Source organism: Gilliamella sp. wkB178 (assembly GCF_001690705.1).
GTDB lineage: Bacteria > Pseudomonadota > Gammaproteobacteria > Enterobacterales > Orbaceae > Gilliamella > Gilliamella apicola_K.
In genome coordinates this window covers 448,792-474,825 of the sequence record NZ_LZGK01000013.1, presented here as the reverse complement: position 1 = coordinate 474,825, position 26,034 = coordinate 448,792, and the positions used below count along the sequence as shown (strand labels likewise).

Below are 26,034 nucleotides of genomic sequence, written 5' to 3'. Positions count from 1 at the left end.
TGCTTAATTAATATTATAAATTTGATAAAGTAAGAGATTTAAACTCTTATCTTTTTCTCATCTTCCGTCAGCGAACTAATAAATGCCGGACGTTCAAAAATACGTGCCATATATCCAAGATAATTTTTTTCTGCTACTTTTGGCAAATAAATATCAAGCTGAGGTAAACGCCAAAGCAAAGGAGCAAAATAACAATCACATAATGTAAAATCATCACTCATAAAATAATCTTTTTCTTTAAACATGATTGAAATAGATACTAAATCATCAAGCAGATTTTTACGCGCTTCTTTAGCTACATTACTGTCTGGATCCGCTATAATCGTTTCATAAGCACTGTACCATTCTTTCTTCATGCGATACATCGTTAAACGAGAATTAGCTCTAACAATTGGATAAACAGGCATTAATGGTGGGTGAGGGAAACGTTCATCAAGGTATTCTAACGCAATGTGTGGTTCATATAATGTCAGGTCACGATCGATTAAGGTAGGGATCGAACCATAAGGATTAAGATCTAATAATTCCTGCGGTAAATTATCTGCCGTTACAAACTCAATTTCAGCAGTTACCCCTTTCTCTGCCAACACAAAACGAATCTGATGGCCGTAAATATCTGTTGTATCACAAAATAATGTCATTACAGAACGTTTATTAACAGCAACAACCATGTTCACTCCAAATAAGCAAAATTAAAAAATAAGTTTATAGATTTTCTATTCTAACAAATTGGATAACAAAATTGTTAAAAAAAATTATTTTTCTTAATATCTTTATGTTATCAACAGCGTTTAAACAAGATATTTCAGGAGAAACCTACATTTCAGTAAAAATTAATAGGTTAAATTTTATACATCATTCATTTAACACATTAAAAGTACTATCAATTAGATTAAAAAAATATGGATACCCTATTAGTTGAAGAACCATTTACTTATATTGCTTGGTTGTTAGCAAAAAAAACCCAGCCAATGCTGGGTTTGAAACAATTTTGTAATTTTTTGGTAACGTTGTTGTAACGTTGTGCAATTAACGTTTGCTGAATTGTGGACGACGACGTGCTTTGCGTAGACCCACTTTTTTACGTTCAACTTGACGCGCATCACGAGTAACAAAGCCCGCTTGACGTAAGGCTGAACGTAAAGTTTCATCATATTCCATTAACGCACGAGTAATACCGTGACGAATTGCACCCGCTTGACCTGAAATACCACCACCTTTTACTGTGATGTAAAGATCAAGTTTGTCAGTCATTTCAACTAACTCTAATGGTTGCATTACAACCATACGAGCGGTATCACGACCAAAATATTGCTCTAACGAACGTTTGTTAATAACGATATTGCCACTACCTGGTTTGATAAAAACACGAGCAGCAGAACTTTTGCGGCGACCTGTACCGTAATATTGATTATCAGCCATCTTCTATCCCCTTAAATATCTAATACTTGCGGTTGTTGTGCCGCATGATTGTGCTCACTACCAGCATAAACTTTTAGTTTACGGTACATTGCACGACCAAGAGGACCTTTCGGTAACATGCCTTTTACAGCAATTTCAATGACTTGTTCAGGATGACGTTCAATCATTTCTTTAAAAGTCGCTTCTTTAAGTCCACCGATGTAACCAGTATGACGATAATAGATCTTATCAGTGCGTTTTTTGCCTGTTACAGCAACTTTTTCTGCATTGATAACAATAATATAGTCACCTGTATCAACATGTGGTGTATATTCTGCTTTGTGTTTACCACGCAAACGGCTTGCGATTTCAGTAGCTAAACGACCTAACGTTTTACCTGCTGCATCTACAACATACCAGTCGCGTTTAACTGTTTCTGGTTTAGCTGAAAAAGTACTCATTCGTAATTATCCAAAATTTAATTAATCTCACGTTAATAAATCATTTGATTTATTTACACTTTTTGATTGCTAATATTAAAATAACTCACCCCTTCGAGTGATTAAATTAATCCAGACAATCGAAAACAGCGTTGGGAAAAACACTGTTGTAACGTGGGTTGCAATATTATACAGAAATATAATAAAAGTGCTACAAGTTAAAATAAAAAATCATGGCGAGATAAAACACTTGCTGATAAACTCTTAAGTTAAATTTCAATTACTAATAAATTTTATATGAATAATATAATCCAACTTACAGATAAAGATTATATCAGCAAAGGCTTACACCGAAAATGTTATCATCACCCGGACGATGCCAATAAATGTATTAAAGTTAATTATAATCATGGTGCCGAAGAAGAAACCAATCGTGAAGTTGCTTATTATAAGCATCTAATCAAACGTAATATCAGCTGGAATGTACTAGCTAGGTATTATGGTCCGGTAATGACTAATTATGGTGAAGGTCAAGTTTTTGAGTTAATTCGTGATTATGACGGTAACACTTCTACTTCACTTGAAAAATACTTAGCCGATCAACAACTAACTGAGCAATACTATGTGGCATTAGTCGTTTCTCTAAAACAATTAAAAGCTTCATTATTAGAAGATCGTCTCATTACCATGACGATTAAAAGTAAAAATATTTTGTTCCAACATCTAACGCCAGAACAGAACCGCTTGATCATCATCGATAATATTGGTAATTCAACATTCATACCGGTTGCTAATTATGTTAGATTTTTTGCTACTGCCAAAATTGCACGTACTTGGCAACGCTTTTTAAAATCACTGATTCGAGAAAATCAACATAACTCGTTGATAAGCCGTTTAGTTAACGAGGTGAATCAGTAAGTCTTAATTGTGCAATTGCTCCTTTAACATTATCTTGCCTATTTTTTAGGGTAAATAATCCATGATGTAATTTAGCAATACGATTGACAATACTTAAACCCAGTCCTATACCATTATGTTTACGATCCATACGGAAAAAGGCTTGGGTTAATTTGTCACTCTTTGATTCATCAATGCCATCACCTTCATCTTCAATCGCAATAATGGTATCTTCATTATCCTTATAACAACTAATCATAATCGTCGTCCCTTCAGGACTATAACGATAGGCATTTTCAACCAAATTACGCACTAACAATCTAATTAAGGTTTGATCACCGTTGAAAACGATGTCTTCTTTAGCCAGATTCCATTCAATTAGCTGATTTTTTTGTGATGTTAATTCGGTTAATTCATCAACTAAAGGGATCATAATATCTTGATAGAAATTAATTTTCTGATATTGTCCCACAGTAAATTTTTGGCTTGCTCGCGCTAACATTAATAATTGTTCAACGGTATTAACTAACCGATCGATACGATCAATTAATTCTTTACAATCAATATTATTTTTAGTTTCTAATAATTCTAAATGTAAACGAATACCTGCTAGTGGTGTTCTCATTTCATGTGCTACATCCGCAGTAAACAAACGTTCTTGAGATAAAGTACTACTTAACCTTACAAATAAATTATTTAACACATTAGTAATAGATGTTATTTCACGCATATCACTGATTGGTTGGATGGGTTTTAAATTATCTTCAGTACGTTTATTCAAGTCTTGTTCAAGAACTTCAAGTGGTTTAGTAATTCGCTTAATAGCTTGATAGGCTAGAAATAATGTAGCTGCCATCATCGTAAAAGCTGAGCAAAATAAAGCAAAAATAGCTTCCAGTTCTTCTTCTTCAACTACTTCTTCAATCTTATGTTGACTTAAAGTAAGATTAACTAAAGCATCTATTTGCTCCTTACTTTCATGCCATAACCAAAGTACAGTAATAATCTGGCAGATAAGCATAATAGAACCTAAAGTAAAAAATAGATTCCAACGAATACTTTGGCGAATTTTTTTTAATGGAATTGCAATCATAACTTAATCATCTAATTTAGGTTTTATTACATCAACTATTTACATTAAGCTGATACCCGTAGCCACGTACTGTACGAATCAAATTTTTGCCCAATTTATTACGTAGCCCATGGATATAAACTTCAAGCACATTGGAACTTGGATCACTTTGCCAATCATATAAATCATTTTGCAATAAATCCCGATGGACTTTTTCACCAGCTTTTAACATTAAGCGAGTTAACACAATAAATTCTTTCGGCGTTAATATGACTTCATGATTATTGAGAGTTACTTTTTGTTGTTTAATATCAATAGTAATAGGACCACTACTAACCACATTATCAGCAGTCCCCTGATTACGACGGATTAATGCTCGGATTCTGGCTAACAATTCTGATAAAGCAAATGGTTTAATTAAATAATCATCGGCACCAAGATCTAAACCTTCAACTCTATCTTCAATCGTATCACGCGCTGTCAGGATTAAGACGGGAGTTTCAACATGACTTTTTCGCCAACGCGACAGTAGTTCTAAACCATCACAATCAGGTAAACCTAAATCTAAAATAATTAAACTAAACTGCCCAAATTGTAGATATTGTTCAGCTTGTTTACCATTTGCTGCCACTTCACAAACATAACCATTTGCGGTTACGCCATCATGAAGTCCTTTTTGTAATAGACTGTCATCTTCAACAATTAATATTTTCATGATCTTTCCATCCTCTCAGGGAGTGATTTTACAATCATTTAAGATATCCAATGAGCTATTATACTCTTTAGTTTGAACATCAAAAATGCTTAATAGTGTATGAAACAAGTTATCATGTGAGATAAAATCTTGTTTTGAATGCTTCTTAACACATTGAATATTTATATTACTTAATTTTATATATGAATTTGAAATCCAGATAATAAATGGAACCCGCGTTTGTTGCTCTGGAGCTATTGAATAGGGGAAGCTATGTAAATAAAGACCATTTTCCCCTAAAGACTCACCATGATCAGATAAATAAATAACCATGGAATTGAATTGTTGTTTTTGTAAAAGTTCAATAGCCTGATTAACGATAAAATCAGTGTAAACAATAGTATTATCATAAGTATTAACTAAACTTTCTAAATCGCAATTATTGATCTGATTTGTATCACATGTTGGAGTAAATTTTTTAAATTTAGCCGGGTAACGCTGATAGTAATTTGGACCATGACTGCCAAGAGGATGCAATATAATCAAAGAATCTTTATCAATATGATTTAATTTATCCGCCAACTCATTAATTAGTACTTCATCGTAACAGGTTCCATCTTGACACAATTGACTGTTACTGGCTAAATATTTTTTAGTTATGTTGTCATTTTGAACTCGTTCACAAACACCTTTACAACCAGTATTGTTATCTAACCAATCGACATCAATTTTTACTTTATTTAAAATATCGAGAACATTTTCTTGGCGCAGAGCTAAACTTTCATCATAATTTTTTCGTGTCATATTAGAAAACATACATGGGATAGAATAAGCCGTATAAGTTCCACATGATGAGGTGTTTTGGAAAGAAATAATATCATTACGCTTGGTTAAATAAGGAGTCGTGTCTTTAGAGTAACCATTTAGGGCAAAATTTTGACTACGAGCTGTTTCACCCACAATTAGCACTACTACGGTTTTATTGCTAGCATTATGAAGGTTAGTTTTTGGTCGATAAGCATCATTACCAATGGTTAAAAATGGTTGATTTTTATATTTTTCGAATTGATATTGACTGTATATGGCACTGATATAATTAGAAGGTAATAAGTATTTAATTATTTTATTATTATTCCGCATAAAACTAGCATAGCTTTCATAAAATACCAGAGCAATAAGTCCTACAAGTAAAAAAGTAATTAAAATAATAATGACTTGTTTGAATATAAAATATAAGTCAATTTTTACAGTTTTTATTTTAACAAAAATAATTAATATCGTTGGTAAAATACCTAAAAACAATATGTAATTAATTAACTCAAATGTAATCAATGAGGAAGATTCAGCAATATTAGTTTCAATGGTATTTTGTAACATGCTCCTATCAATTATTATGCCAAACTTAAGCATATAATAGGAAACAACAGAGCTAATTAAAACTAACGTGCTTGCCACTATCTTAACTAACCATTTATTTATAAATACACATAATAGGATAAAGACCACACAAAAAACAACCACAGGCATTGATAAAAAGAAACTAATATTAGCGAAAGAATCAAGCGGTAATTTAGCTAATACTTGCTTATAAAAGCTCAAGTTTAAAATAGTGGCTTGATAAAAAGCCACCAATATAATCAGCAAATTGATCGATATTGGACAGGTAGTTATTTTTTGAATTATTTTTTTCATAAAAAATGCATATTTCCAACTTATAACCATAACTAAAATAAGTTATATAATATGAAATTACAGTTATTTAAAAAAACTAATAACATATTGATATTATTTAATAATATAATTCCTATTATGGAACAAAAATGCTAATCAGAAATTTATGAATAGTTGGCCAAAGCTTTTGGGTCAAGAATGCCGACATGATGCTAACAATAAAACCGCCAATAATATCTAATGGCCAATGAATACCGAGATATACTCTGCTCCAACTGACTAAAATCGCTACAACTAGAAACAATAACAAAAATTTTTTTAATCTGTCGACATAATTTAAACCAATAACACAACAAATTGTCCACAAAAACACGGCATGCTGACTGGGAAATGAGCTAGTTTTATCATGAAATAAATAATTAGTACCAACATTTACCGCAAAAGGACGAGGGGAATAAAATAAATGACGAATAGCAAAAGTTACTAGCAATGCCATTCCCAATGCAATCAGCATTTTAATGATTAATAAGCGATAAGTTGGTTTATAAAACCAATATATGCCTATGATTATTACAGGTAGATAAGCTAAATAATTAGCACAAAAAATTGCAAAATAAATAAAAAGTCTTGAAGCTTGTTCTGAAGCATTAATTAGTAAAAACAGTTGAGTGTTCATATTGTGCCACATACAACAACTACCTAAAATTAACTATATGATTAGTCAATTTAGCTAATTAACCTTAAGAGAACCTTAATAGAAATAGTTTAATTAAATTATATGGTTATATAAAAACAATGATTAATAGTAGATAATTGAATTAATAATCATAAAAATTCAATTAATTAGCTAGCATCAAGTGTAGAAGAATTAGGAAATGCAAACTTTATCCTTGCGAAAATTTACCTATTGACCGCGTAACGCGTACATCTTTATTATTTGAATTAATAAATACTAAAACCTTAAACAATTCCATTTAATTTAGCGCTATTTTTAATAACGCTAAACCATATTAAGTAAGTTACTATATTTCTCACAATACCTTTTATTTTGCCATTATTTTGCAGACTTGATAATATTTATGTTTAGGCTTTCTATCAGAAATTTGCGCCCCATTATCAATAAATACTTCTGTCCAATCTGAAGTCCAATAATACCCTTTATCCTTTTTACCCGGTCCAAATAACCAAGCGCTATTTTCATACGCAGGTAATCTTCCCCATTCACCCTGTAAAGTACCATCTAAAGCTCGAGTAAAACGTGCGTTTGGACCTATATTATAATCTGAATTAGTCAACTCGGCAGCACTAAATAAACTACCATGCACTATGTCACAATTGCCTTTAACTTCATCAAATGTCCATAAGCCATAAACTCCATCAGGTTTCGCCCATTTCTCTATTTCAAAACTATATTCATAAACCTCATTAGTATCTTTATTTTTAGCCTCAATTGTATATTGATATGGCGGTTTAACATTATAATAGGGATCATAATCCTCCCATAGATTTGGACGAAATATAAACTCATTACCATTCCTCACCTGAAGTACATCTCCTCCTTTGGTTACAGTAAAAGTATAATGATCATTAGTTTTATCCAAATCTCGTGTTAATAACAAAAAAACCGCGCCACCAAATGCAGTTGTTGGCCATATTCGCCCCTGACTGGCTATTGTTGAGGTTTTAAAGCCAGCGTCTGGCAAAAAATCTGCTGTATGACCGCCATCGGTAACATTTTTATCATTCGTATCCATATTTAAAGGTTTAACATAACATATTGGTGTATGATACTGTACATCTATTGCAAATGTTTTAGATAATCCAGGATTTTCGTACGTTTTTGATATTGGTATTCCATACTTGGTTGTTAATTGCAAGTTTTCAGCAATAATTTCCAATTTATATGGTGCTCTACATGGGTCTAATAACTCATCACTTTTAACTTCTCGGTCAAATTTATCTTTCCAACTATAGGTATAACCAGTTATTAAAGCAACTTCATCGCCGTCATCATCTCTAAAACCATCCCCATCCATTATTTTAAAATCACTTATCTTCATGTTTTCTGGAAATCCAGTAGTTAGTGTCCCTTCCGGTAGGACAGAATTGCCGTAATATATTTTCTTATTACCTTTATCATCTATAATATAGAAATTTAATACATCATTTAAATCTGCGGGAATAACGCCATTTTCACCAACTAAATATGGTTCGGTACCATGTATCTTTTCAGCTGTAGTTTGTGTTAATGCTAATGTAGTAACTGATGGAAAAAATGATAATATTGAAACAACCGATAAAAAAACAATAATCTTATTTAACTTATCTAAGATATTACAATATTGGTAATTTTTAAGAACCAACCGAGCTATTTTAATATAATTTTTTTTTAACATTAACAAATTCTCCTTCCACTATAACTAATTTTTTAGTACTCCATATAATTAGTTAATAGTTTTTTTAAATCTAAATAAAAGCTTCGAAAATTATGTTCAGATAACTATAAATATATGGTTACAATACACTATTATCTTGATTATAATTTATTGTTTAATAATCAAAAAAATAAGTTGGTTAAATTTTTTATTTATAACCAAATGAATGATTTGAGTATAACCGTTTAAGAGTAAGTTAGAAATCAACTTCAATGTATTTTTTGTTAAGAAATGTATTAATAACAATAAGTTATATTAACTTTTATTAAGAAGTGTTAATTATAAAAACAAATTAACTTGTCGAGAGTAGCTTTTAAATTGGTGAACATGGACGTTCGCTGTTACAACAAATTAATCCGGATATTGCTTTCATTAGTTGTAATTCATGGAGCCTTAATAAAGGAGTCACAGCACCAACAGAAGATAAAGCCTTGATTAAGGCGAGTTTTGCTCAAAAAGCAGATAGAATTATTTTGGTTGCGGATAGCAGTAAATATAATTGCTATTCTTTATTTACCGCTATCCCATTAAATCGTTTTACAGATATTATTACTGACAACCATTTGGATACTGAGAATTTACAATTACTACAAGCACAGCTATTTGCTTTACACATAGCAAATTAATCATTAATCAATTACTGTTAACCAATAATTTCACTATCAACAAAAAAGTAGTCAATTTCCCGTGCTGCTGATTCCGGAGAATCCGAACCATGTACTGAATTTTCTTTTACACTATCGGCAAAATCAGCTCGCAATGTACCTGTTAAGGCTTTTGCAGGATCGGTTGCCCCCATTAATTCACGATAACGACTAATGGCATTTTCAGCTTGTAACACCTGAACAACAATTGGACCAGACATCATAAACTTAACTAAATTATCAAAAAATGGTTTACCTTGATGTTCGGCGTAAAAACCTTCAGCTTGAATTTTGCTCAGCTTTAACATTTTTAAGGCGACTATTTCAAATTTTGCCTGAATTATACGAGTTTCAATTGCACCAATTAAATGTTTCTTAACTGCATTAGGTTTAATGATGGACAGTGTACGTTCAATAGCCATATATGTTATCCTTATTAGTCTAATGTAAATTTCATTCGGAAAATTTGACCACTTTCATCTAATAATAATAAATGTTGTAGTCCCTTTTTTACAATCGTTACAACAACTTTATCATTATCCTTAGATTGTGCAATAAGTTCACCATCTAAAAACCACCATTTTTGCCCTATTCCCCCTTGTGGAATTAAATCAATGGTTACGGTCTGTTGACCGGGTAAGCGCTTAATTAATTGATTATCCAGCAATCCCGTAATTACCAACGGTGAAAATACATCTTTACCCAAAACCGGGCAATTTTTATCAATAGGAGGTAATAGCGATTGACGACGCTCTTTAGGTAATAACCAATTTTCTAAAGCCATCGGCCAAAGAGCAATGGTCTTTTTTTGAGCATTTTTACAATCAGCCGCCACTCTTTCACCTTGTTGGTTAACCCAAATATTTATCCACCCCGACCGATAGATATTATTATTGAGTACATTTAAAGTATCGAGTGTTGATGGGATGATATTATTAAATATCCACGCGTTTTTTTGACGATGGCAATTTGGATCATTGGTAGCTAACACTTGTCCTGATGGCCAACAAATTTTTGCTATTGTGACAGAATCTGGTTGATTCATAATTGGTAATGGTCGATTTAAGCGATGCTCTTTATTCAATAATAAAGCATTTACTTGTTGCAATATTGGTACCGCAGTCACGGCTCCATATTGACCTACCACTGGTGTTGCATCTGGGCGCCCTACCCAAATTCCAATTAAATACCGCGGATTAATTCCTATAGCCCAGGCATCACGATACCCATAACTAGTGCCTGTTTTATAAGCTAATTGATTATTATTAACTAACATTTGTTTAGTGATCCATGCACTACCATCAGCAATTAGTGGTTTTTCAATTAAAGGATCAGTTGGTGTAAAGCGTAGGGGGCTAACCTGACCATGGCGAGCAAAAGCACTATAACCACTGACTAAATTGTCCATTCGCAGTGATGCACCACCTAAAATATAAGAAATATTAGGATCATTACCAACTGATATCAATGGTAAACCAACACTCGCTAATTTACTGGCAAACCGTCTAGGTCCATATAATTCAATTAATTGTACCGCAGGTAAATTTAATGAATTTCTTAATGCTTCAGTAGCACTAACCGGACCATAATAGTCATCATCAAAATTAGTTGGACGGTAATCCGAATTAATTCTAGGCACATCCTGTAATAAAGATTCAGAATGAATCATACCTTCATCAATAGCCATAGCATATATAAATGGTTTTAACGTAGAGCCAGGTGAACGTAATGCACTAATCATGTCCACTTGCCCAAAGCGATCGCTGTCATTAAAATCAGCTGATCCCACATACGCTTTCACTGACATATCGGTATGATCAACTACTAATATTGCTAATGATGTTTTGGGTGGCAATTGTTTTTTACGATTAATTGCCAGATCTTCAAGTGTGCTTTGCAAAGAGAAATCAATAGTTGTATGAATAATATCCTTATCAGGATATTGATGACTTAACCTCAGTGCTAACAACGGCGCTAGTTGAGGAGCTCTACGCGGATAAACCCACACTTCATCTTGGCGAACTTGATTGATGATCTCAGGCGTCCAGACATGACTGTCAGCTAAACGATCTAATACTTTATCTCGCGCCTGTTTGGCTCGATTAGGGTACCTGTCAGGTCGCAAACGGCTAGGTGCTTGTGGTAAAACTGCCAATAAAACAGCTTCACTACGAGTCAACGCTTTAGGTTGCTTACCAAAATATGACCAACTGGCCGCACCAATACCTTCAATGGTACCTCCATAAGGAGCATGATTAATATATAAAGTTAAGATTTCTTGTTTACTATAATGCCATTCTAATTGTAAGGTTCGGAATATTTGCTTCAATTTTCCCATCATAGATCGGTCATGAGGATCGAGCAATCTAGCGACTTGCATCGAAATTGTACTACCACCAGACACAATTCGATTATTGGCGAAATTTTGCCAAGCAGCACGCAGCAAGGATAACGGATTAATCCCCATATGTTCGTAAAAGTGACGATCCTCATAATTAAGCAACACATCCAGATAGTAATCCGGAACTTCATCTAAACTCACCGAATAACGCCAAATGCCACTATTATCAGCAAAACGCCACAGCGGGGTTTCATCTTGAGCAAGTATAGTTTGCGTGGTTTTATTTTGATAAATTGTTAGTGGGTATAAATAATCAGCCACTAAGAAACTAACCAAGAGAGCGACTATGGAAACCAATAAACAAATGAGTATTTTAACAAAGCGCTGTTTAATTTTTGTCAAGGCGTTTCAGATCCACATAACGTTTAAGTGTTATATTACCGCCGACTTCGGTCGGCGGAGAAATACACCGGTGATAAATTTAACCCAATAAATCGCTTATACTCTGATTTAAGTTACTGTTGAGAAGCATTACGTTCAACAATTGACATTAAATCAAGCGATTTACCTATTGCGAATCGTTCTGGACGGTACATCGACTCAACATAAGGATAAGGAATCATATAATTACCAGCAGTAACCGCTCGCACTAAATACGCCACCCGTTTACGATATTTATTAGTGTCAACATAATCACGAATATCTACTGCGGCAACATACCTATCATCACGATATTCTTGATATTTAACATCATTACTATCTTCATCTTTGAGTAAATTTGCTAACTCAGGAATCGCTAATAAATTAACACTACTATTCATTAGATTTTGATTTTCAAGCTCTAATCCAGCCGGTAAAAAATCGACAATCAAAGCATCATGAATACTTTCACGCGCAGTTACATCTAATACAATCACCAGCAAATCACCTACTTTCAATTGGTCAGGTTTAATTGCATTGCCTTGTAAATCATAATAATTACGATTAATAGTCAAAATATTATCATTAGCGGTAGGTGCCGGTGCATTTTTACTATAACCTGAAAGTGTAAATTTAATATATAGAGGTTCAGCATTATTCTCGTTAGCAACCGTTAATCCTTTGGTCAACTCAGCAAAATCTAATGAGCGCGACAAGCTTTTAGTTACATCTTTCACTTGATGATTAATTTTAACTTTAAATTCTTGCGCATTTTTATGTTGCTCTAAAGACCAACCAGCCATAAATAAAGCATTGAGTTCTTGAGTAGAAAAATAGCGTTTATCATTTAATAAATCGGATAAATTAAACAAATAACTTGCTTGTTTATCAGCACTTAAATCATTATCAATTAATAGTGATAAAACTAAGGCTTTATCACGGACTTCACTGCCATAATCACCTAACCAAGCATTTTGATTACGGTAATTTGTGGTTAAAGCTTTAGCCATTAAATTGTTATAAATATTCTCAAAACCGGTAATCTTAGCTGATAAAGCCAACTGAACAATAGGCAATGGAGATAAAGCTAATGCATTATTATTATCTAATTGCTGCGACATACGATTAATTTCATTACGCATCGCTGGGGTAATTTTATTTTGCTGCGCCAATACCATTAATGCATAAGCTTTAGTAGCAAATTGAACATAGTCACTCGCCACCGAATCATCATAATAGTTTGGTAAACTATTAAAAGCATTAATATCATAAGTATATTGGCCTATGCGATTCATAGCAGCATTGAGTGCAGCATCGTTAACATGATAACCACGCTCTTTTGCTTGCAGTAAAAAATTGGTAGCATGCACTGAAAGCCAATGGTCTTCATCGCCCTCACTACTCCATAAACCAAAACCACCATTATTGCGTTGCATAGATAAAATACGTGAAATACCTATTTGTACTTTTTCACGACGTTTATCGTCTGATTCAGTTTTGATTCCTAAGGCGGTAAGTTGTTCTTGATTAACATATAAAGATGGATACAGTCCACTGATAGTTTGTTCTAAACAACCATAAGGATAAGCAAACAAACTTTTAATATATTGTGCAATATTAAGTGGTGGCTGATTAGATACGACTAATTTACCATCAATCGTATTATCTATTAAATTAACCATATCAGAAGCTGGAAACGTCCAACTTTGACCATCATTAATAGCTACTGCATAATTTTTAGTTGTGCCTGTATAGGCTGGCCTAACTCCTACTTGCCATGAACGTTTAATTTGATAATCAGAACCATCTTCCAATACGATATCTTTGATATTAACGGTTAATGTTCCTTCTCCATAACCATAATCAGCAGTAATAGGAACAGATATAATTTGGCGTTGCTTACTATCAATTGTAATGGTATTTAGTTTGGATATTGTTTGTTGAATCAAACCTGTAGTAGCAACATCAATTTGTAAAGTTTGCGCTTTTTCTGTCAAATTATTTAGATCTAATGCCAATACCGCCTTATCACCACCTGATAAAAACCTTGGTATTGATAACTCCGCTACTACTGGAGCAGCTACGACCATTTTTTGTTCAGTTTTACCAAAGCGGTTATCATCCCATGCCTGAGCCATCAAGCGTAATTCACCATTAAAATTAGGTAGTGTTAGATCAACAATACCTTCACCATCTTCATTTAATTGAATGGTTTTGAGTTGCTGTGCAACAATATTAACTTGAGTTAATGGTTTTTTACCACCAGCAGCGTTTTGACTAAGTAACGCGTCCCCTCCGAAACTCATATTGACATTGCGTCCGGAACCTTCGATTAATTTGCCATACACATCGTATAAATCGACATCATAGCGTTTACGTCCAAGAAATGCACTGTAAGGATCGGGAGTAACAAAATCTGTTATATTTAATACTCCTGAATCAACTGCCGATAACAATACAGTTACCTGCTGATCTTTCTGGATTAATTGTTTATCCATTTTTACTTTTATAGGAATAGTTTTTTCTGGTTCAGTTTTTAGTGGTGCTTCAATGGCAATATTTAATTGTCGGGACGAAGTATCAAGAGGTAAATAAAGCAAACCAATTGCTCGTTTGATTGTTTGCACTGAAGCATTGGTTGATGGTCGAATAATCATGGCACTAATATAAATATCATGACGACCCCAATCTTGAATCGGAATCTCGACATCTAATCCATTTTCATCAACTCTAATATCTTGTTTCCATAACATGCCATCATTAGTTTCAAGCGAAATATAACCTGAGCCAGCAACCGGAGCTTGTACATGCACTTTAGCGGTATCACCTACTGCATATAACGCTTTATCAATACTTAATTTAACCTGATCAGGGCGCACGGCATTAGTACCATTGGTATTATCGGACCAATTATAACCACTCCAAAAACGCATACTACTGATAATGTTATTTTTAGTATCCACTACTTCAAGCCGATACGAACCATAATTATCCGGATGATAACTTACTTTAGCACTACCATTTTCCGGAATTGATAATTTTTCTTCATAAAGGGTAAATTCACTTGCATTATAATTTTGTTTCCAACCTTCATCATCAGACCAAGTCCAATAATAATCACGACGTTCACAAATAATGCGCGCTTTCAAATTATTAGTCGCTAATTTTTGCCCATCAGTATTAATATAAGCCACTTCAAAATCGGCGACGGCATTTTTATCGACTGTTGGACGCTTTTCATAACGATCCGTTGACCAATCATAATACGCTTGTTCGGAAAATAATGCTCGTACAGCAGGCATTTGGTTAGCTGGCCAAATGGTTTGACTGGCATAACGAGTAATTGGTCGCCCACCAGAATCGAGTAAACTAGCTTGCATCACTAGTTTTACTGGCGAACGGAAATCCGTCCAATTATCACTATCAACATTAACTTGAGCAATGCCATTATTATCGAGCAACTGATCAATACCATCAAGCTGTCGATCGAAACCGCTATCAGTAATTGCGCCAATTTTGTAGTCAGGCAATTCCGGAAGCGAATCAACTTTTTTTAGATAAAGATTACCCGTTAAATCATTGCCAGAAGCTGGGGCCCCATATAAATACCAACCTTTAATATTAAAATCAATGGCTTGATCTGTTACTAATGGTTTAGCTGAGGGTACATTTATTTCCATCGCTAAACGTTCAGGCAAAAATTCTTCAACTTGAAAATAAGCATAACGGTAATCATCATCACCTAAATTAAAACGAAAGCTCCATTTACCAGTAGCTGCATCACTTGGTATAACAAAGTGCCATTGATATAAGCCTTTAGTATCCTGTTGTGTTTTAAGCGTAAAATTATCTACAACTCGCCCATCTGGCGAAATAACATCAACAACAATAGGCTGTTCTGGTAATGGTTTACCGTCAGCGTCACGTAATAGCGCATTATATTCAATGGTTTCTTGGGGACGATATAAATCGCGCGGACCAAATGCAAATAATTGTTTTTGATAGAAAGCACTGCCAGTCAAGTTAAATTCACTCAAATCAAGAGCATTGCGATCCAAATTTACCAACGAATTTTGTTGCCCATCACTAGCAGTAAGCACTGTATAATCTTTTCCAGAAGGCAGTGTAATCTCGGCGTAACCTTGCTTATCGGTTTGGGTATTAATATTGGTACAGTTTTTATTACTATCTTGTATATTTTTGCCACATTGCACCGTTAAATTAATATTGGCAAGCGGTTGCCCATTATCTAATGCATGGGTAATAACGGCTAATTTACCTTTGCCATAAGCATGAACGGAAATCCCAATATTACTAATTGAAAACATGGTAGCCGGATTAGAATAGTTATAACTGCCAGCTTGATTCATCACGGCAATATATACACCCGTAGGTTGAAGTTCCGTAATGGTAGATAAATTAATTAACACTGTTTCTTGAGCATTGCGTTTAGGGTTGAGATCGAAACGAGAAGAAAACACCAAATCAGCATAATTATTTAACTTTTTAGAGTTCCAAGTAGTGAAGCGATTAATTAACCCATAATCAGCCATAAAATCGGATAATTTTTCTGGTTTAATTTTGAAAAAATTGACATCTACTTTATCTACATTAAGAGTAGTAACCGGTAATCCGGTCATAGATTTACTTGGGAGTAAAAAACCGTTGCTTGCAAAGCCCACCATCGGTTTACGATCTTGAGTAGTAATTTCGACTTGGTAGACTTCTTTTAAGTGACTGTTATTTATTGCAGCTAACATTTTATCAATAGTTAATGTTAATTTACGATTTGGTTCCAAATAACGATGCCTTAATTCCAAACCATTATCTGAAAGTTCCCAAGCACCATCAACATTGCCTTTATCATGGTCAATTAAACGAAGTAAATTTGAAAAATTCAGTTTAGGATTAATAGGCACTGAAAATGTAATCACTAATGTACTTGAGCCATCAAGAATAACTTCTGAACTATCAATAACCGTGAGTTGTTTATTATGATATTCTTCAATCAATTCAGGTGTCGGTGTGAAGGTATTTTGTGGTTGGATAGTTGGATTAGTCTTCTCAATATTATTGCTACTATCTACAAGTTCAGATGTTGGCTGCGTTTTAGTCGGTGCGGATACCGAATCTTTTTTATCTTTATTATCACAACCGAGTAATACTAACAGCATACTCAATACAGCTAACTGCTTAACCAACCTCATTATTTCACCCTATTCCTATTAAACAACATTTTGATTTTATTATCAAAATAGATTCTCACTATAATGATATCAAGCGTTGATATATTATGCACTTAGGAATCAAGTTTGGCAAAAATGTTTATGCAAATTTTCACTCTGACTGGATTAACGAATACTAATATTTCAGCTAGCTAAAATTATTTAAATTTAATATGTATCTTCCAATAAAATTAAAGCCCATTTATCCATGATACATGAGCTTTATTTGCTTTGTGATGAAATTATTCAGTCACCGATTGGCTTTGATTGGTGTATTGTGGTAGTGCAACTAATTTTTTTAGTAATAGATTTAAAATCACCCCATAAAGTGGCAAGAAGAATAATCCACAAATTAAAATTTTGAAACTATAGTCTATAAGTGCTATTTCAGGCCAATTAATTGCCATAAACTCGTCACTACTATGATAAAAAGCGATAGCAAAAAATACAATAGTATCAATACCATTACCAAATACCGCTGATGCTGATGGTGCCACCCACCATTTTTTATTTTGTCTTAAATAGTTAAATACCGTAATATCCATTAATTGCCCAACTAAATAAGCCGAGAAACTGGCTAAGGCAATACGAAATACAAAGCTATTAAATTCGGTCAGCGCAGCAAAACCGAGCCAATGGGTTTCGAAAAACAACACCGAAATTGCATACGAAAATAGCAATGCCGGCATCATCACCACAAAAATGATCTTTCTTGCTAAACTCGCACCAAACACTCGAATAGTTAAATCAGTGGTTAAAAAGATGAATGGAAAAGTAAAAGCCCCCCAAGTGGTATGGAACCCCAAAATATCAAAAGGGATTTGCACTAAATAATTGCTCGAAGCAATCACTAAAATATGGAAAAAAGCTAACCAATAAAGAGCCTTGTGCCGTTGTTCACGGGTAAATTTATGTGGGATTGACCCAGCATGATCATTAACGTACATGTAATTTCCTTTTTTAATGGGGTGAGAGAACCCAGTTTGAATAAAATTAACAGAATTTATTTAATCGAATCTAAATATTCTTGCAAGCCCTTATCACGCAATAGACAACTTGGGCAAGTGCCACAACCACCTTCTACGCCGTAATAACAGGTATGGGTATGAGTTTGCACATAATCAAGGTAACCTAATTCATCGGCTAATGCCCAAGTTTGTGCTTTAGTCAAATACATTAATGGCGTGATGATATTAAAAGCATAATCCATAGCCAAATTCATGGTGACATTCATCGATTTAACAAACACATCCCGACAATCCGGATAACCACTAAAATCGGTTTCACAAACGCCGATAATAATATCCGCAATCCCTTGTTGCTTGGCATAACATCCAGCTAAAAGTAGAAATAGCATGTTACGCCCATCAACAAAGGTATTCGGATAATTGCCGTCTTGGGCAGGCTGAATCTGTTGCGAACTATCAATCAAGGCATTATTGGTGGTTTGTTTGATCACTGAAGTATCAATGATAGTTTGCTTGACACCTAGATCAGTCGCCATCCATTTAGCTTTTTCAAGTTCAATAGCATGTCGTTGACCATAATGAAAACTAATGGTTTCGACATTTTCCCGTCCATAATCAGCAATCGCTTGCAGTAAACAAGTGGTTGAGTCTTGACCACCTGAGAAGATCACTAGTGCTTTGCGCTGTTGCATTTTATTGTTCCAATAAAATTAATAGATTAACGATTATCCACTTTTTCTGGGTAAAGATCGTGATTAGCTAAACGATTAACCGCAATTTGCTCCCAACGAGTACCAACCTTGCCATAATTAGCATAAGGATCGATAGAGATTCCACCGCGCGGCGTAAATTTACCCCAGACTTCGATATATTTAGGATCCATTAATTTAATCAGATCTTGCATAATAATATTGATGCAATCTTCGTGATAATCACCATGATTACGGAAGCTGAACAGATAGAGTTTTAGGGATTTGCTTTCCACCATTTTGATATTCGGCACATATGCTATATAAATGGTGGCAAAGTCAGGTTGCCCGGTAATAGGACAAAGACTCGTAAATTCAGGGCAATTGAATTTAACAAAATAATCGTTGTCAGGATGTTTATTAGCAAAAGTCTCAAGTATTTCGGGTGCATACGTCGACGGATAGCGAACGGACTGATCGCCTAATAAGGTGATGTTGCTCATTATTAATTCCTTAGTTTTTTAGCGTGGGAGGTTCACGAACCACGTAACAAGGCGCACACCATACTCTTTTTGAGTAAAAAAGTCTAGTATGAGAAGCCTTTTCAAGCGCAATAGCTAATTTTAGTCTGTATAACCCTACCATTAATACTTACTATTAATAGTAGGGTTTGTAAAGATGTTTCCTGAGAGGTATACGTTTCAGTATAAAATTTATTATTGAACGGTAATTTGTTGATAAAATTTGGCCAATTTAGCGTTAGCTGCTGCCAATTCTGATTCAGCATCCTTTAGTTTTGCTTGTTTATCAGCAATTTTTTGTTGTTTACCTTCGACTTTGGCTTTGGCTAGTTCTTGTTGTCTTTCTGTTACTTTAGCTGTTTTTTCACTGACTTCTTTTTTATACTTATTCTCTAACTCAGCATCGGTACAATGAGTATTAACTTCATTTAAAGCGGTCTCTAGCCCTTGTACACGGTGAATATTGTTATTTTTCTTAGCAAAATTGATTTGCTCTTCAATGGCTTGTTTTTTGCCACTACAGGTTAACTGTTGATCTTCATCTTGATTGGCTGCATAGCTAGCCAATGAAAATAGGCTCACTAATGCCAATATTGATAATTTACCGATTAATTTAGTTGTAGTTTTCATAGCAATTCCTGTTAAGTTAAATTTATTTTCTTAATTGAATACTATCTACTCTGTGATCTTGACCTTTGGTTAAAATTAAACTTGCTCTTTCCCGAGTTGGCAAAATATTTTCGATTAAGTTCAATTCATTAATTTCACGCCACAAGCGGTTAGCAATCTTGATGACTTCTTCTTCTGGCAATTGTGAATAGTGATTAAAATAAGAGTTAGGGTCACTAAAAGCCCCGGCTCTAAATTTTAAGAAACGATTAACATACCAGTCATGCAATAATGGCAAATCAGCATCGACATAAATCGAAAAATCGACATAATCAGACACAAATACGCGATTATTTGCCTGCGGATAATTAAATGTTCCTTGTAACACATTTAAGCCTTCTAAAATCAGAATATCCGGGCAATCAATAGTAATTTCCTCATCTTCAACAATATCATAAACTAAATGAGAATAAACTGGTGCTTTTACTTCGGCTTGACCTGATTTAACATCGGCAACAAAGTTAATTAATTTCTTAATATCATAAGACTGTGGGAAACCTTTTTTGTTCATAATGCCACGTTCTTCAAGGCATTTATTAGGATACAAAAAACCATCGGTAGTCACTAATGCTACTTTACGGTGTTCCGGCCAGCGTGTTAATAATGCTTGTAGTACACGAGCTGTAGTACTTTTACCCACTGCCACACTACCAGCAATCCCAATCACATAAGGTATTTTTTGGCTTTTTCCTAAAAATTTCGATAACACTACCTGCCTAGTTAAACTATTACTAATATAATAATTAAGCAATCGCGACAAAGGTAAATAAATCTGACTAACTTCATCCATGGATAAATCTTCGTTAATCCCTTGTAATGAAGTTAACTCTCCAGGGGTTAAAGTCATTGGTACCGCATTACGCAAACCCGCCCATTCTTGGCGGTTAAATTGCATATACGGACTCAAATGATTTTTCATAATATATTTTTCTTTAATTACTAATTGGTTGAATTTATGTGGGTCAGATTATACATAAATTTGCTTTTTTACAATCATAAATTAGTGGCTAGTGTTATTCATAGCTATCTTAATGACTTACTGCTAAAATACTCACCATTAATTTGCCATTCAAATATTGAAATAAGTTTATATGTTAAAAACGAAATCTAACCCAAAAACTAAAAAAAGCCGTCAAGAGATCAACGAAGAATCTCGAGAACTTAAAAAAAAGCGTAAGCACAAAGGCCTACCTAGTGGTTCACGTTTTAATAATACTGATGATCAACTCAATAAAAAATCAAACAAAGCAGAAAGAGATCCTCGCTTAGGCAGTAAAAAGCCGATTGCTTTAGTAAGCAAAGATGCCGTTAATATTACCAAAGTGGCAGCAACAACCAAGGTTAGCAAACCTGCTTTATCGCCAGAGCAAGAACTAGAGCAACTAGAAAATGATCCCCAATTAGAGCAATTGCTGGATCTTGTTGAACAAAATAGTAAGCTAACGAAGGAGCAACAAACTTATCTAGATACTAAACTAAATCGTATTGATGAACTGATGCAAACGCTTGGTTATACTGATGCCGATTTTGATGAATTAGATGAAAAACCAGAAGATATAATTAGTTTATTAAAACGTAACTAATAAAGGTTTTACTCAGTAAGTTATTCTCCATAAAAAGAGAGCATAGCCAATGCCGATATTTATCATGATAGGTTTGTATTTTGGGTTATTTATTTGCACTTTGTTAATTTTAAAAAAAACTAACCGTATCAAAATGAAAACGCAAACGAGATTATCAAGAAAAAACATTTCAAAAAGTTATGGGAAACGCAATGTCAAACAAAGGGTTGAACCTAAATAAAAATCAAACAAAACCGATATTTTGGGATCAGGCATTAATCGAAAAATATAATTATTCCGGCCCTAGGTATACCTCATACCCAACAGCACTGGAATTTAACCAAGATTTTCATGAGCAGGACTTTTTAGCAGCCACTCAGCGTTACCCTGAACGCCCATTAGCTCTTTATATTCATATTCCTTTTTGCCATAAGCTTTGTTACTTTTGTGGCTGCAACAAATTGGTTACTCGTCAAACGCATAAAGTAACCAAATATCTGGATATTCTTGACATTGAAATTACACAGCGAGCCAAATTATTTAAAAACCGTACAGTTACCCAGATGCATTGGGGGGGGGGCACACCTACATTTTTAACAGATGACGAGATTACTCGCCTTATTACCTCGCTTAAACAGCATTTTAATTTTGCTGATAATGCAGAATTATCCATAGAAATAGATCCTCGGGAAATCACTCCCAAAACTATTGATCATTTAGCCGAAGTAGGTTTTAATCGTTTAAGTATGGGGATCCAAGACTTTAATCATGAGATTCAAAATTTAATTAATCGTGAGCAGGATGAAAATCTTATTCGTTCACTCATCAAACAGGCGCGCCAAAATAATTTTCAATCAATCAGTCTCGATTTAATTTATGGTTTACCTAAACAAACTGTAACAAGTTTTAGCGAAACCCTAAAAAAGGTAATTGATATTTCACCCGATCGTTTAAGTGTATTTAATTATGCTCATTTACCTAACCGTTTTGCTGCACAACGTAAAATCAAAGATAATGATTTACCTAATGCCAATCAAAAATTACAAATTTTACAAACCAGTATTGAGATATTAACTCAATCCGGTTATCAATTTATTGGTATGGATCATTTTGCCAAACCTACTGATGAATTAGCCATTGCTCAACAACAAAACAAACTGCATCGTAATTTTCAAGGTTATACCACTCATGGTGATGCTGATTTACTCGGGCTTGGCGTGTCAGCTATTAGTATGTTAGGTGACAGTTATGCCCAAAATCAGAAAGATCTAAATAGCTATCAAACTCAAGTCGAAAAAATTGGTAATGGTTTATGGAAAGGATTTAATTTGAATCGTGACGATATGATCCGTCGCAGTGTCATAAAACAACTAATCTGTCACTTTTATTTAGATAAAAAACAGATTGAACAGCAATATAATATTCAATTTGATGATTATTTTAGTGAAGATCTAAAACTATTGGAACCTTTGCAACAAGACGGTTTAGTCGTAGTTACTGCCCATACTATTGAAGTACCACCGAAAGGTCATTTATTGATTCGTAATATTTGTATGTGTTTTGATATCTATATGCGCAGAATAGCCCGCCAACAACAATTTTCGCGAGTGATTTAAGACAATAGTTTTTGGATTAACCTACCAAATTAAGAAATTAATTATTTATGTGTAATTCCTTTTAAGTTACGACCAATGCCGTAACTTAATGATCAAAAGTTATTCATTGTGGTATTATAATTTGACTCAGTGACTAGCTAAATAGACTTTAAACTTGGTCGTTTGCGCGATCACTTCTACCTTATTAAAAGTTTCATCCAATAGGGTTTGATAAGGTAAAAATGAATTTGCCACAATACATAAATAACCATTAAGTTTTAAGTGTTTTTTAGCTTCTTTAATCAATGAATTAACTGCAATATAACTAGTTTCTTTGCCATCATGAAATGGTGGATTAGAGACGATTAATTGATATTTATCTTGCAAATGTGAAAAAACATCACTAGCCGCAACTTGCCCTTCAACCTGATTACAAGCTAAAGTTGCCTTACTCGATTCAATGGCGACGCTACTCACATCAGATAAAGTCAATTTAATATCGGGATATAATTTGCCAATTACTGTTGCCAATATACCGGAACCGCAGCCAACATCTAAAACCGAACCTTTAATAATATCTGTATGTTCTAGCAATGCGTTTAATAGCAAGTCACTACCAGCATCTAATCCTTTTTGACTAAATACTCCAGGTAAGCTTTTAATTACAATTTTTTGCTTTTCGATGGTTAATTGATAACTTAACCACCACTCGGATAAAGCAAACGCTAAACGGCTATCAGCATGAAAATGGTATAATCCACAACGCCTGGCACTATCTATTTTTTGAATGTTACCAAAATCCGTTAATAACGCTTCAACACTTTTAACACCAGTGCGGTTTTCACCAACAATAAAAATATCACTATCTTTAGGCATATTATGCAATAAATAGGATAATTGAAATTGTGCTTCACTCTTGGTTTTTGGCCAATAGTAAATTAAGGTATTCATACCTGTATAAAATTCGGCATTAGGTTGAAATGAAAAAATAGTTTCTCGGGAACTATTATGCAAACGTAAATAAGTGTGAAATTGACTACAGTGAATTTTTACATGTTTTGCTGGAATAACTGCCGGATAACTATCTTGAATATCACCTGCAATAATTACATTTTTATCACAAAAAAAATCTTGGTGACGTTCAAGTACTTGACTTGCGGGAGTATAAGCGTATGCTGCCATATTGCCTCAATCAAAAAAACTTTATAAATTTAGCCCATAATTATACAATTAAGCCAACTTAATCCCTAATAAAAAAGCTATCCAATAATGAACGCACAAGATTGGTATTTAAAACAGTGTAATATTACTCAATATGTTTTACGCAACCCAGCAGTGTTAAAAGGTGAAATTGCAACACAGATAGGCGATGATATCCGTTTAATTGTTGTGGCCAAGCAACCGCCTACACAAAAAATCTATTATGATATTTTAAAAGCTATCCAATTGAGCGCAGATCAAGTAATTATATTAACGCCATCACAACTCATTATGCCAACAAACGAGATCCAAACTGTTATTTGGTTTATTGATGTTAAACCAACTGACTCATGGCTGCATCAACTTACTATTCAGACTATTAGCTTAGAACAGCTGGCTAGTAGACCACAACTAAAACGCCAACTTTGGCAACAGTTATGTCAATATGAAAACTATTTCCACCCTGAACGGACATGATTTAGCTGAGGCTTACCAGTTAGAACTGCTCTGCCATGTAATACCATGGTCAAAACAGATCTTTTATTCAAACCAAGGTGAGAGTTATTTAAATCTCAAAATATGCATTGATCAGCAAATAGTCGGTTTTTGTATTTGCCAGACAGTAGCTGATGAAGCCAACCTATTTAATATAGCCATTCACCCTCAATTCAGGCAGCAAGGGCTGGCAAAGGATCTGCTTAATGAATTAATTTCTAGATTAATGGCAAGCAATTCTCCCTCTACTATTTGGTTAGAAGTGCGCGAATCGAATCAAGCTGCAATTAAGTTGTATCATTCTTTGGGTTTTAATGAAATTACTATTCGCAAAAATTATTATCCAACCGCGACTGGTGACTACGAAAATGCCATTATCATGGCTTTTACTCTAAGATTATAATAAGGAAGCCATAATGACTAATAAAGCCCTGCTTTTTGTAAATGGTGAACCACCACAATATTATCCAACTAATTTAGACAGCTACACCTACATTGCATGTACGGATGGTGCTTATCATAATTATTTAGCTCATACTTCCATTATACCGAATTTTATTATTGGTGATTTAGACAGTTGGGATAAAACTAAAGCCATTGCCGAACAAATTCAGATTATTCACACCCCTGATCAAAGTAAAACAGATTTTGAAAAAGCACTGTTATTCTTATCATCTAAAGGGATAACTGAATTTTCCGTTTATGGTGCATCAGGTCATGCGAGTGATCATTTTTTGGGTAACCTTTCAGTAGCAAAGCATTATTACCGCCAATATAAAATCATTTTTCATGATAACTATTGCCACTTTTTTTACGCCAATCACCATGAAATAATAAACCATGTAAAACATTGTATTATTTCGCTGCTACCAATGCCAAAAGTAACGGGATTAACCATTACTGGTTTTGAATATCCTTTAACCGATAAAACACTAATATTTGGGGGATTAACTAGCTTGCGTAATAAAGCAATCATAGATCAAATAGAAATTAATTTTAAGACGGGAGATTTATTAGTTTTCGTAGAAGATTTACATAGTTAAGATTGACATTATTATTTACATTCCTTTACACTACAGCATATAAAATAATCTA

The 26,034-nt window shown here is 33.9% G+C and carries 24 protein-coding genes and 1 riboswitch; of the genes, 7 read left to right on the top strand and 17 right to left on the bottom strand.

The annotated features are described in order from the left end of the window. Positions 1-38 precede the first annotated feature (38 nt). The 3 genes from A9G13_RS06425 to rplM form a co-directional block, all read right to left on the bottom strand. Positions 39-671 (bottom strand): glutathione S-transferase N-terminal domain-containing protein, encoded by a 633-nt coding sequence (locus tag A9G13_RS06425; RefSeq protein ID WP_065556762.1) that lies wholly within the window; start codon positions 669-671, stop codon positions 39-41. A gap of 358 nt (positions 672-1,029) precedes the next feature. Further along, positions 1,030-1,422 (bottom strand): 30S ribosomal protein S9, encoded by a 393-nt coding sequence (rpsI, locus tag A9G13_RS06420; protein WP_034915459.1) that lies wholly within the window; start codon positions 1,420-1,422, stop codon positions 1,030-1,032. 11 nt (positions 1,423-1,433) lie between these two features. After that, positions 1,434-1,862 carry a 50S ribosomal protein L13 gene (gene rplM / locus A9G13_RS06415; protein ID WP_034901369.1) on the bottom strand — a complete coding sequence of 143 codons (429 nt, stop codon included), beginning with the start codon at positions 1,860-1,862 and terminating at the stop codon, positions 1,434-1,436. Positions 1,863-2,138: 276 nt separating this feature from the next. Between rplM and A9G13_RS06410 the strand changes: the two genes are divergently transcribed. After that, complete coding sequence (locus A9G13_RS06410) at positions 2,139-2,759, top strand: YrbL family protein (RefSeq protein WP_065556761.1); 621 nt, start codon at positions 2,139-2,141, stop codon at positions 2,757-2,759. Here the strand turns inward: A9G13_RS06410 and pmrB are convergent. From pmrB to A9G13_RS06385, 5 genes are all read right to left on the bottom strand, one after another. Continuing rightward, the gene (gene pmrB / locus A9G13_RS06405; RefSeq protein ID WP_065556760.1) at positions 2,740-3,831 is read right to left on the bottom strand and encodes a two-component system sensor histidine kinase PmrB; all 1,092 of its coding nucleotides are present in this window, start codon (positions 3,829-3,831) and stop codon (positions 2,740-2,742) included. The two genes, A9G13_RS06410 and pmrB, sit on opposite strands and share 20 nt — an antisense overlap. A gap of 31 nt (positions 3,832-3,862) precedes the next feature. After that, complete coding sequence (gene pmrA, locus A9G13_RS06400; RefSeq protein WP_065556759.1) at positions 3,863-4,525, bottom strand: two-component system response regulator PmrA; 663 nt, start codon at positions 4,523-4,525, stop codon at positions 3,863-3,865. A 15-nt stretch (positions 4,526-4,540) separates the two neighbouring features. Beyond that, a complete protein-coding gene (gene eptA / locus A9G13_RS06395; RefSeq protein WP_065556758.1) occupies positions 4,541-6,196 on the bottom strand; it encodes a phosphoethanolamine transferase EptA in 1,656 nt (551 codons plus the stop codon). Between the two features lie 115 nt (positions 6,197-6,311). Beyond that, complete coding sequence (locus A9G13_RS06390) at positions 6,312-6,851, bottom strand: phosphatase PAP2 family protein (protein WP_176701955.1); 540 nt, start codon at positions 6,849-6,851, stop codon at positions 6,312-6,314. A gap of 367 nt (positions 6,852-7,218) precedes the next feature. Then, the gene (locus tag A9G13_RS06385; RefSeq protein WP_065556756.1) at positions 7,219-8,571 is read right to left on the bottom strand and encodes a hypothetical protein; all 1,353 of its coding nucleotides are present in this window, start codon (positions 8,569-8,571) and stop codon (positions 7,219-7,221) included. A 356-nt stretch (positions 8,572-8,927) separates the two neighbouring features. On the opposite strand from A9G13_RS06385, the gene A9G13_RS11020 reads away from it, so the two are divergent. Beyond that, entirely contained in the window at positions 8,928-9,236 is a 309-nt protein-coding gene (locus tag A9G13_RS11020) for a DeoR/GlpR family DNA-binding transcription regulator (protein ID WP_081301179.1), read from the top strand. A gap of 17 nt (positions 9,237-9,253) precedes the next feature. Here the strand turns inward: A9G13_RS11020 and ndk are convergent, their stop codons facing one another. The 8 genes from ndk to coaA form a co-directional block, all read right to left on the bottom strand. Further along, positions 9,254-9,676: a nucleoside-diphosphate kinase gene (gene ndk, locus A9G13_RS06375; RefSeq protein WP_065556754.1), complete on the bottom strand. Its 423-nt coding sequence runs from the start codon at positions 9,674-9,676 to the stop codon at positions 9,254-9,256. Positions 9,677-9,690: 14 nt separating this feature from the next. After that, a complete protein-coding gene (pbpC, locus tag A9G13_RS06370) occupies positions 9,691-11,988 on the bottom strand; it encodes a penicillin-binding protein 1C (RefSeq protein ID WP_065557111.1) in 2,298 nt (765 codons plus the stop codon). Between the two features lie 122 nt (positions 11,989-12,110). After that, complete coding sequence (locus tag A9G13_RS06365; RefSeq protein ID WP_065556753.1) at positions 12,111-17,222, bottom strand: alpha-2-macroglobulin family protein; 5,112 nt, start codon at positions 17,220-17,222, stop codon at positions 12,111-12,113. 260 nt (positions 17,223-17,482) lie between these two features. Next, positions 17,483-18,187, bottom strand: a complete 705-nt coding sequence (locus A9G13_RS06360) for a 7-cyano-7-deazaguanine/7-aminomethyl-7-deazaguanine transporter (protein WP_065556752.1) — start codon at positions 18,185-18,187, stop codon at positions 17,483-17,485. Positions 18,188-18,243: 56 nt separating this feature from the next. Continuing rightward, entirely contained in the window at positions 18,244-18,900 is a 657-nt protein-coding gene (gene queC, locus A9G13_RS06355; RefSeq protein ID WP_065556751.1) for a 7-cyano-7-deazaguanine synthase QueC, read from the bottom strand. A 26-nt stretch (positions 18,901-18,926) separates the two neighbouring features. After that, complete coding sequence (gene queF, locus A9G13_RS06350) at positions 18,927-19,400, bottom strand: preQ(1) synthase (protein ID WP_065556750.1); 474 nt, start codon at positions 19,398-19,400, stop codon at positions 18,927-18,929. A 4-nt stretch (positions 19,401-19,404) separates the two neighbouring features. Next, positions 19,405-19,449: riboswitch (PreQ1 riboswitch) on the bottom strand. Between the two features lie 164 nt (positions 19,450-19,613). Continuing rightward, positions 19,614-20,048: a DUF1090 domain-containing protein gene (locus A9G13_RS06345; protein ID WP_065556749.1), complete on the bottom strand. Its 435-nt coding sequence runs from the start codon at positions 20,046-20,048 to the stop codon at positions 19,614-19,616. 22 nt (positions 20,049-20,070) lie between these two features. Further along, the gene (gene coaA / locus A9G13_RS06340) at positions 20,071-21,006 is read right to left on the bottom strand and encodes a type I pantothenate kinase (RefSeq protein WP_065556748.1); all 936 of its coding nucleotides are present in this window, start codon (positions 21,004-21,006) and stop codon (positions 20,071-20,073) included. Positions 21,007-21,178: 172 nt separating this feature from the next. On the opposite strand from coaA, the gene yihI reads away from it, so the two are divergent. After that, positions 21,179-21,670 (top strand): Der GTPase-activating protein YihI, encoded by a 492-nt coding sequence (yihI, locus tag A9G13_RS06335; protein ID WP_065556747.1) that lies wholly within the window; start codon positions 21,179-21,181, stop codon positions 21,668-21,670. A gap of 191 nt (positions 21,671-21,861) precedes the next feature. After that, positions 21,862-23,265, top strand: coding sequence for an oxygen-independent coproporphyrinogen III oxidase (gene hemN / locus A9G13_RS06330; RefSeq protein ID WP_065556746.1), 1,404 nt, complete (start codon positions 21,862-21,864; stop codon positions 23,263-23,265). Positions 23,266-23,391: 126 nt separating this feature from the next. Here the strand turns inward: hemN and rsmC are convergent, their stop codons facing one another. Further along, positions 23,392-24,426 (bottom strand): 16S rRNA (guanine(1207)-N(2))-methyltransferase RsmC, encoded by a 1,035-nt coding sequence (gene rsmC, locus A9G13_RS06325; protein WP_065556745.1) that lies wholly within the window; start codon positions 24,424-24,426, stop codon positions 23,392-23,394. 87 nt (positions 24,427-24,513) lie between these two features. Here rsmC and A9G13_RS06320 point away from each other — a divergent pair, with 87 nt between their 5' ends. Genes A9G13_RS06320 through A9G13_RS06310 form a run of 3 tightly spaced genes read left to right on the top strand, consistent with a single transcriptional unit; the run spans position 24,514 to position 25,982 of the window. Further along, positions 24,514-24,921, top strand: coding sequence for a DNA polymerase III subunit psi (locus A9G13_RS06320; protein WP_065556744.1), 408 nt, complete (start codon positions 24,514-24,516; stop codon positions 24,919-24,921). After that, positions 24,890-25,342 carry a ribosomal protein S18-alanine N-acetyltransferase gene (gene rimI / locus A9G13_RS06315; protein WP_065556743.1) on the top strand — a complete coding sequence of 151 codons (453 nt, stop codon included), beginning with the start codon at positions 24,890-24,892 and terminating at the stop codon, positions 25,340-25,342. Before A9G13_RS06320 ends, rimI begins: the two co-directional genes overlap by 32 nt. 13 nt (positions 25,343-25,355) lie before the next feature. Beyond that, on the top strand, positions 25,356-25,982 hold the full coding sequence (locus A9G13_RS06310; protein WP_065556742.1) for a thiamine diphosphokinase: 627 nt from the start codon (positions 25,356-25,358) through the stop codon (positions 25,980-25,982). The last annotated feature ends 52 nt before the right edge of the window (positions 25,983-26,034 follow it).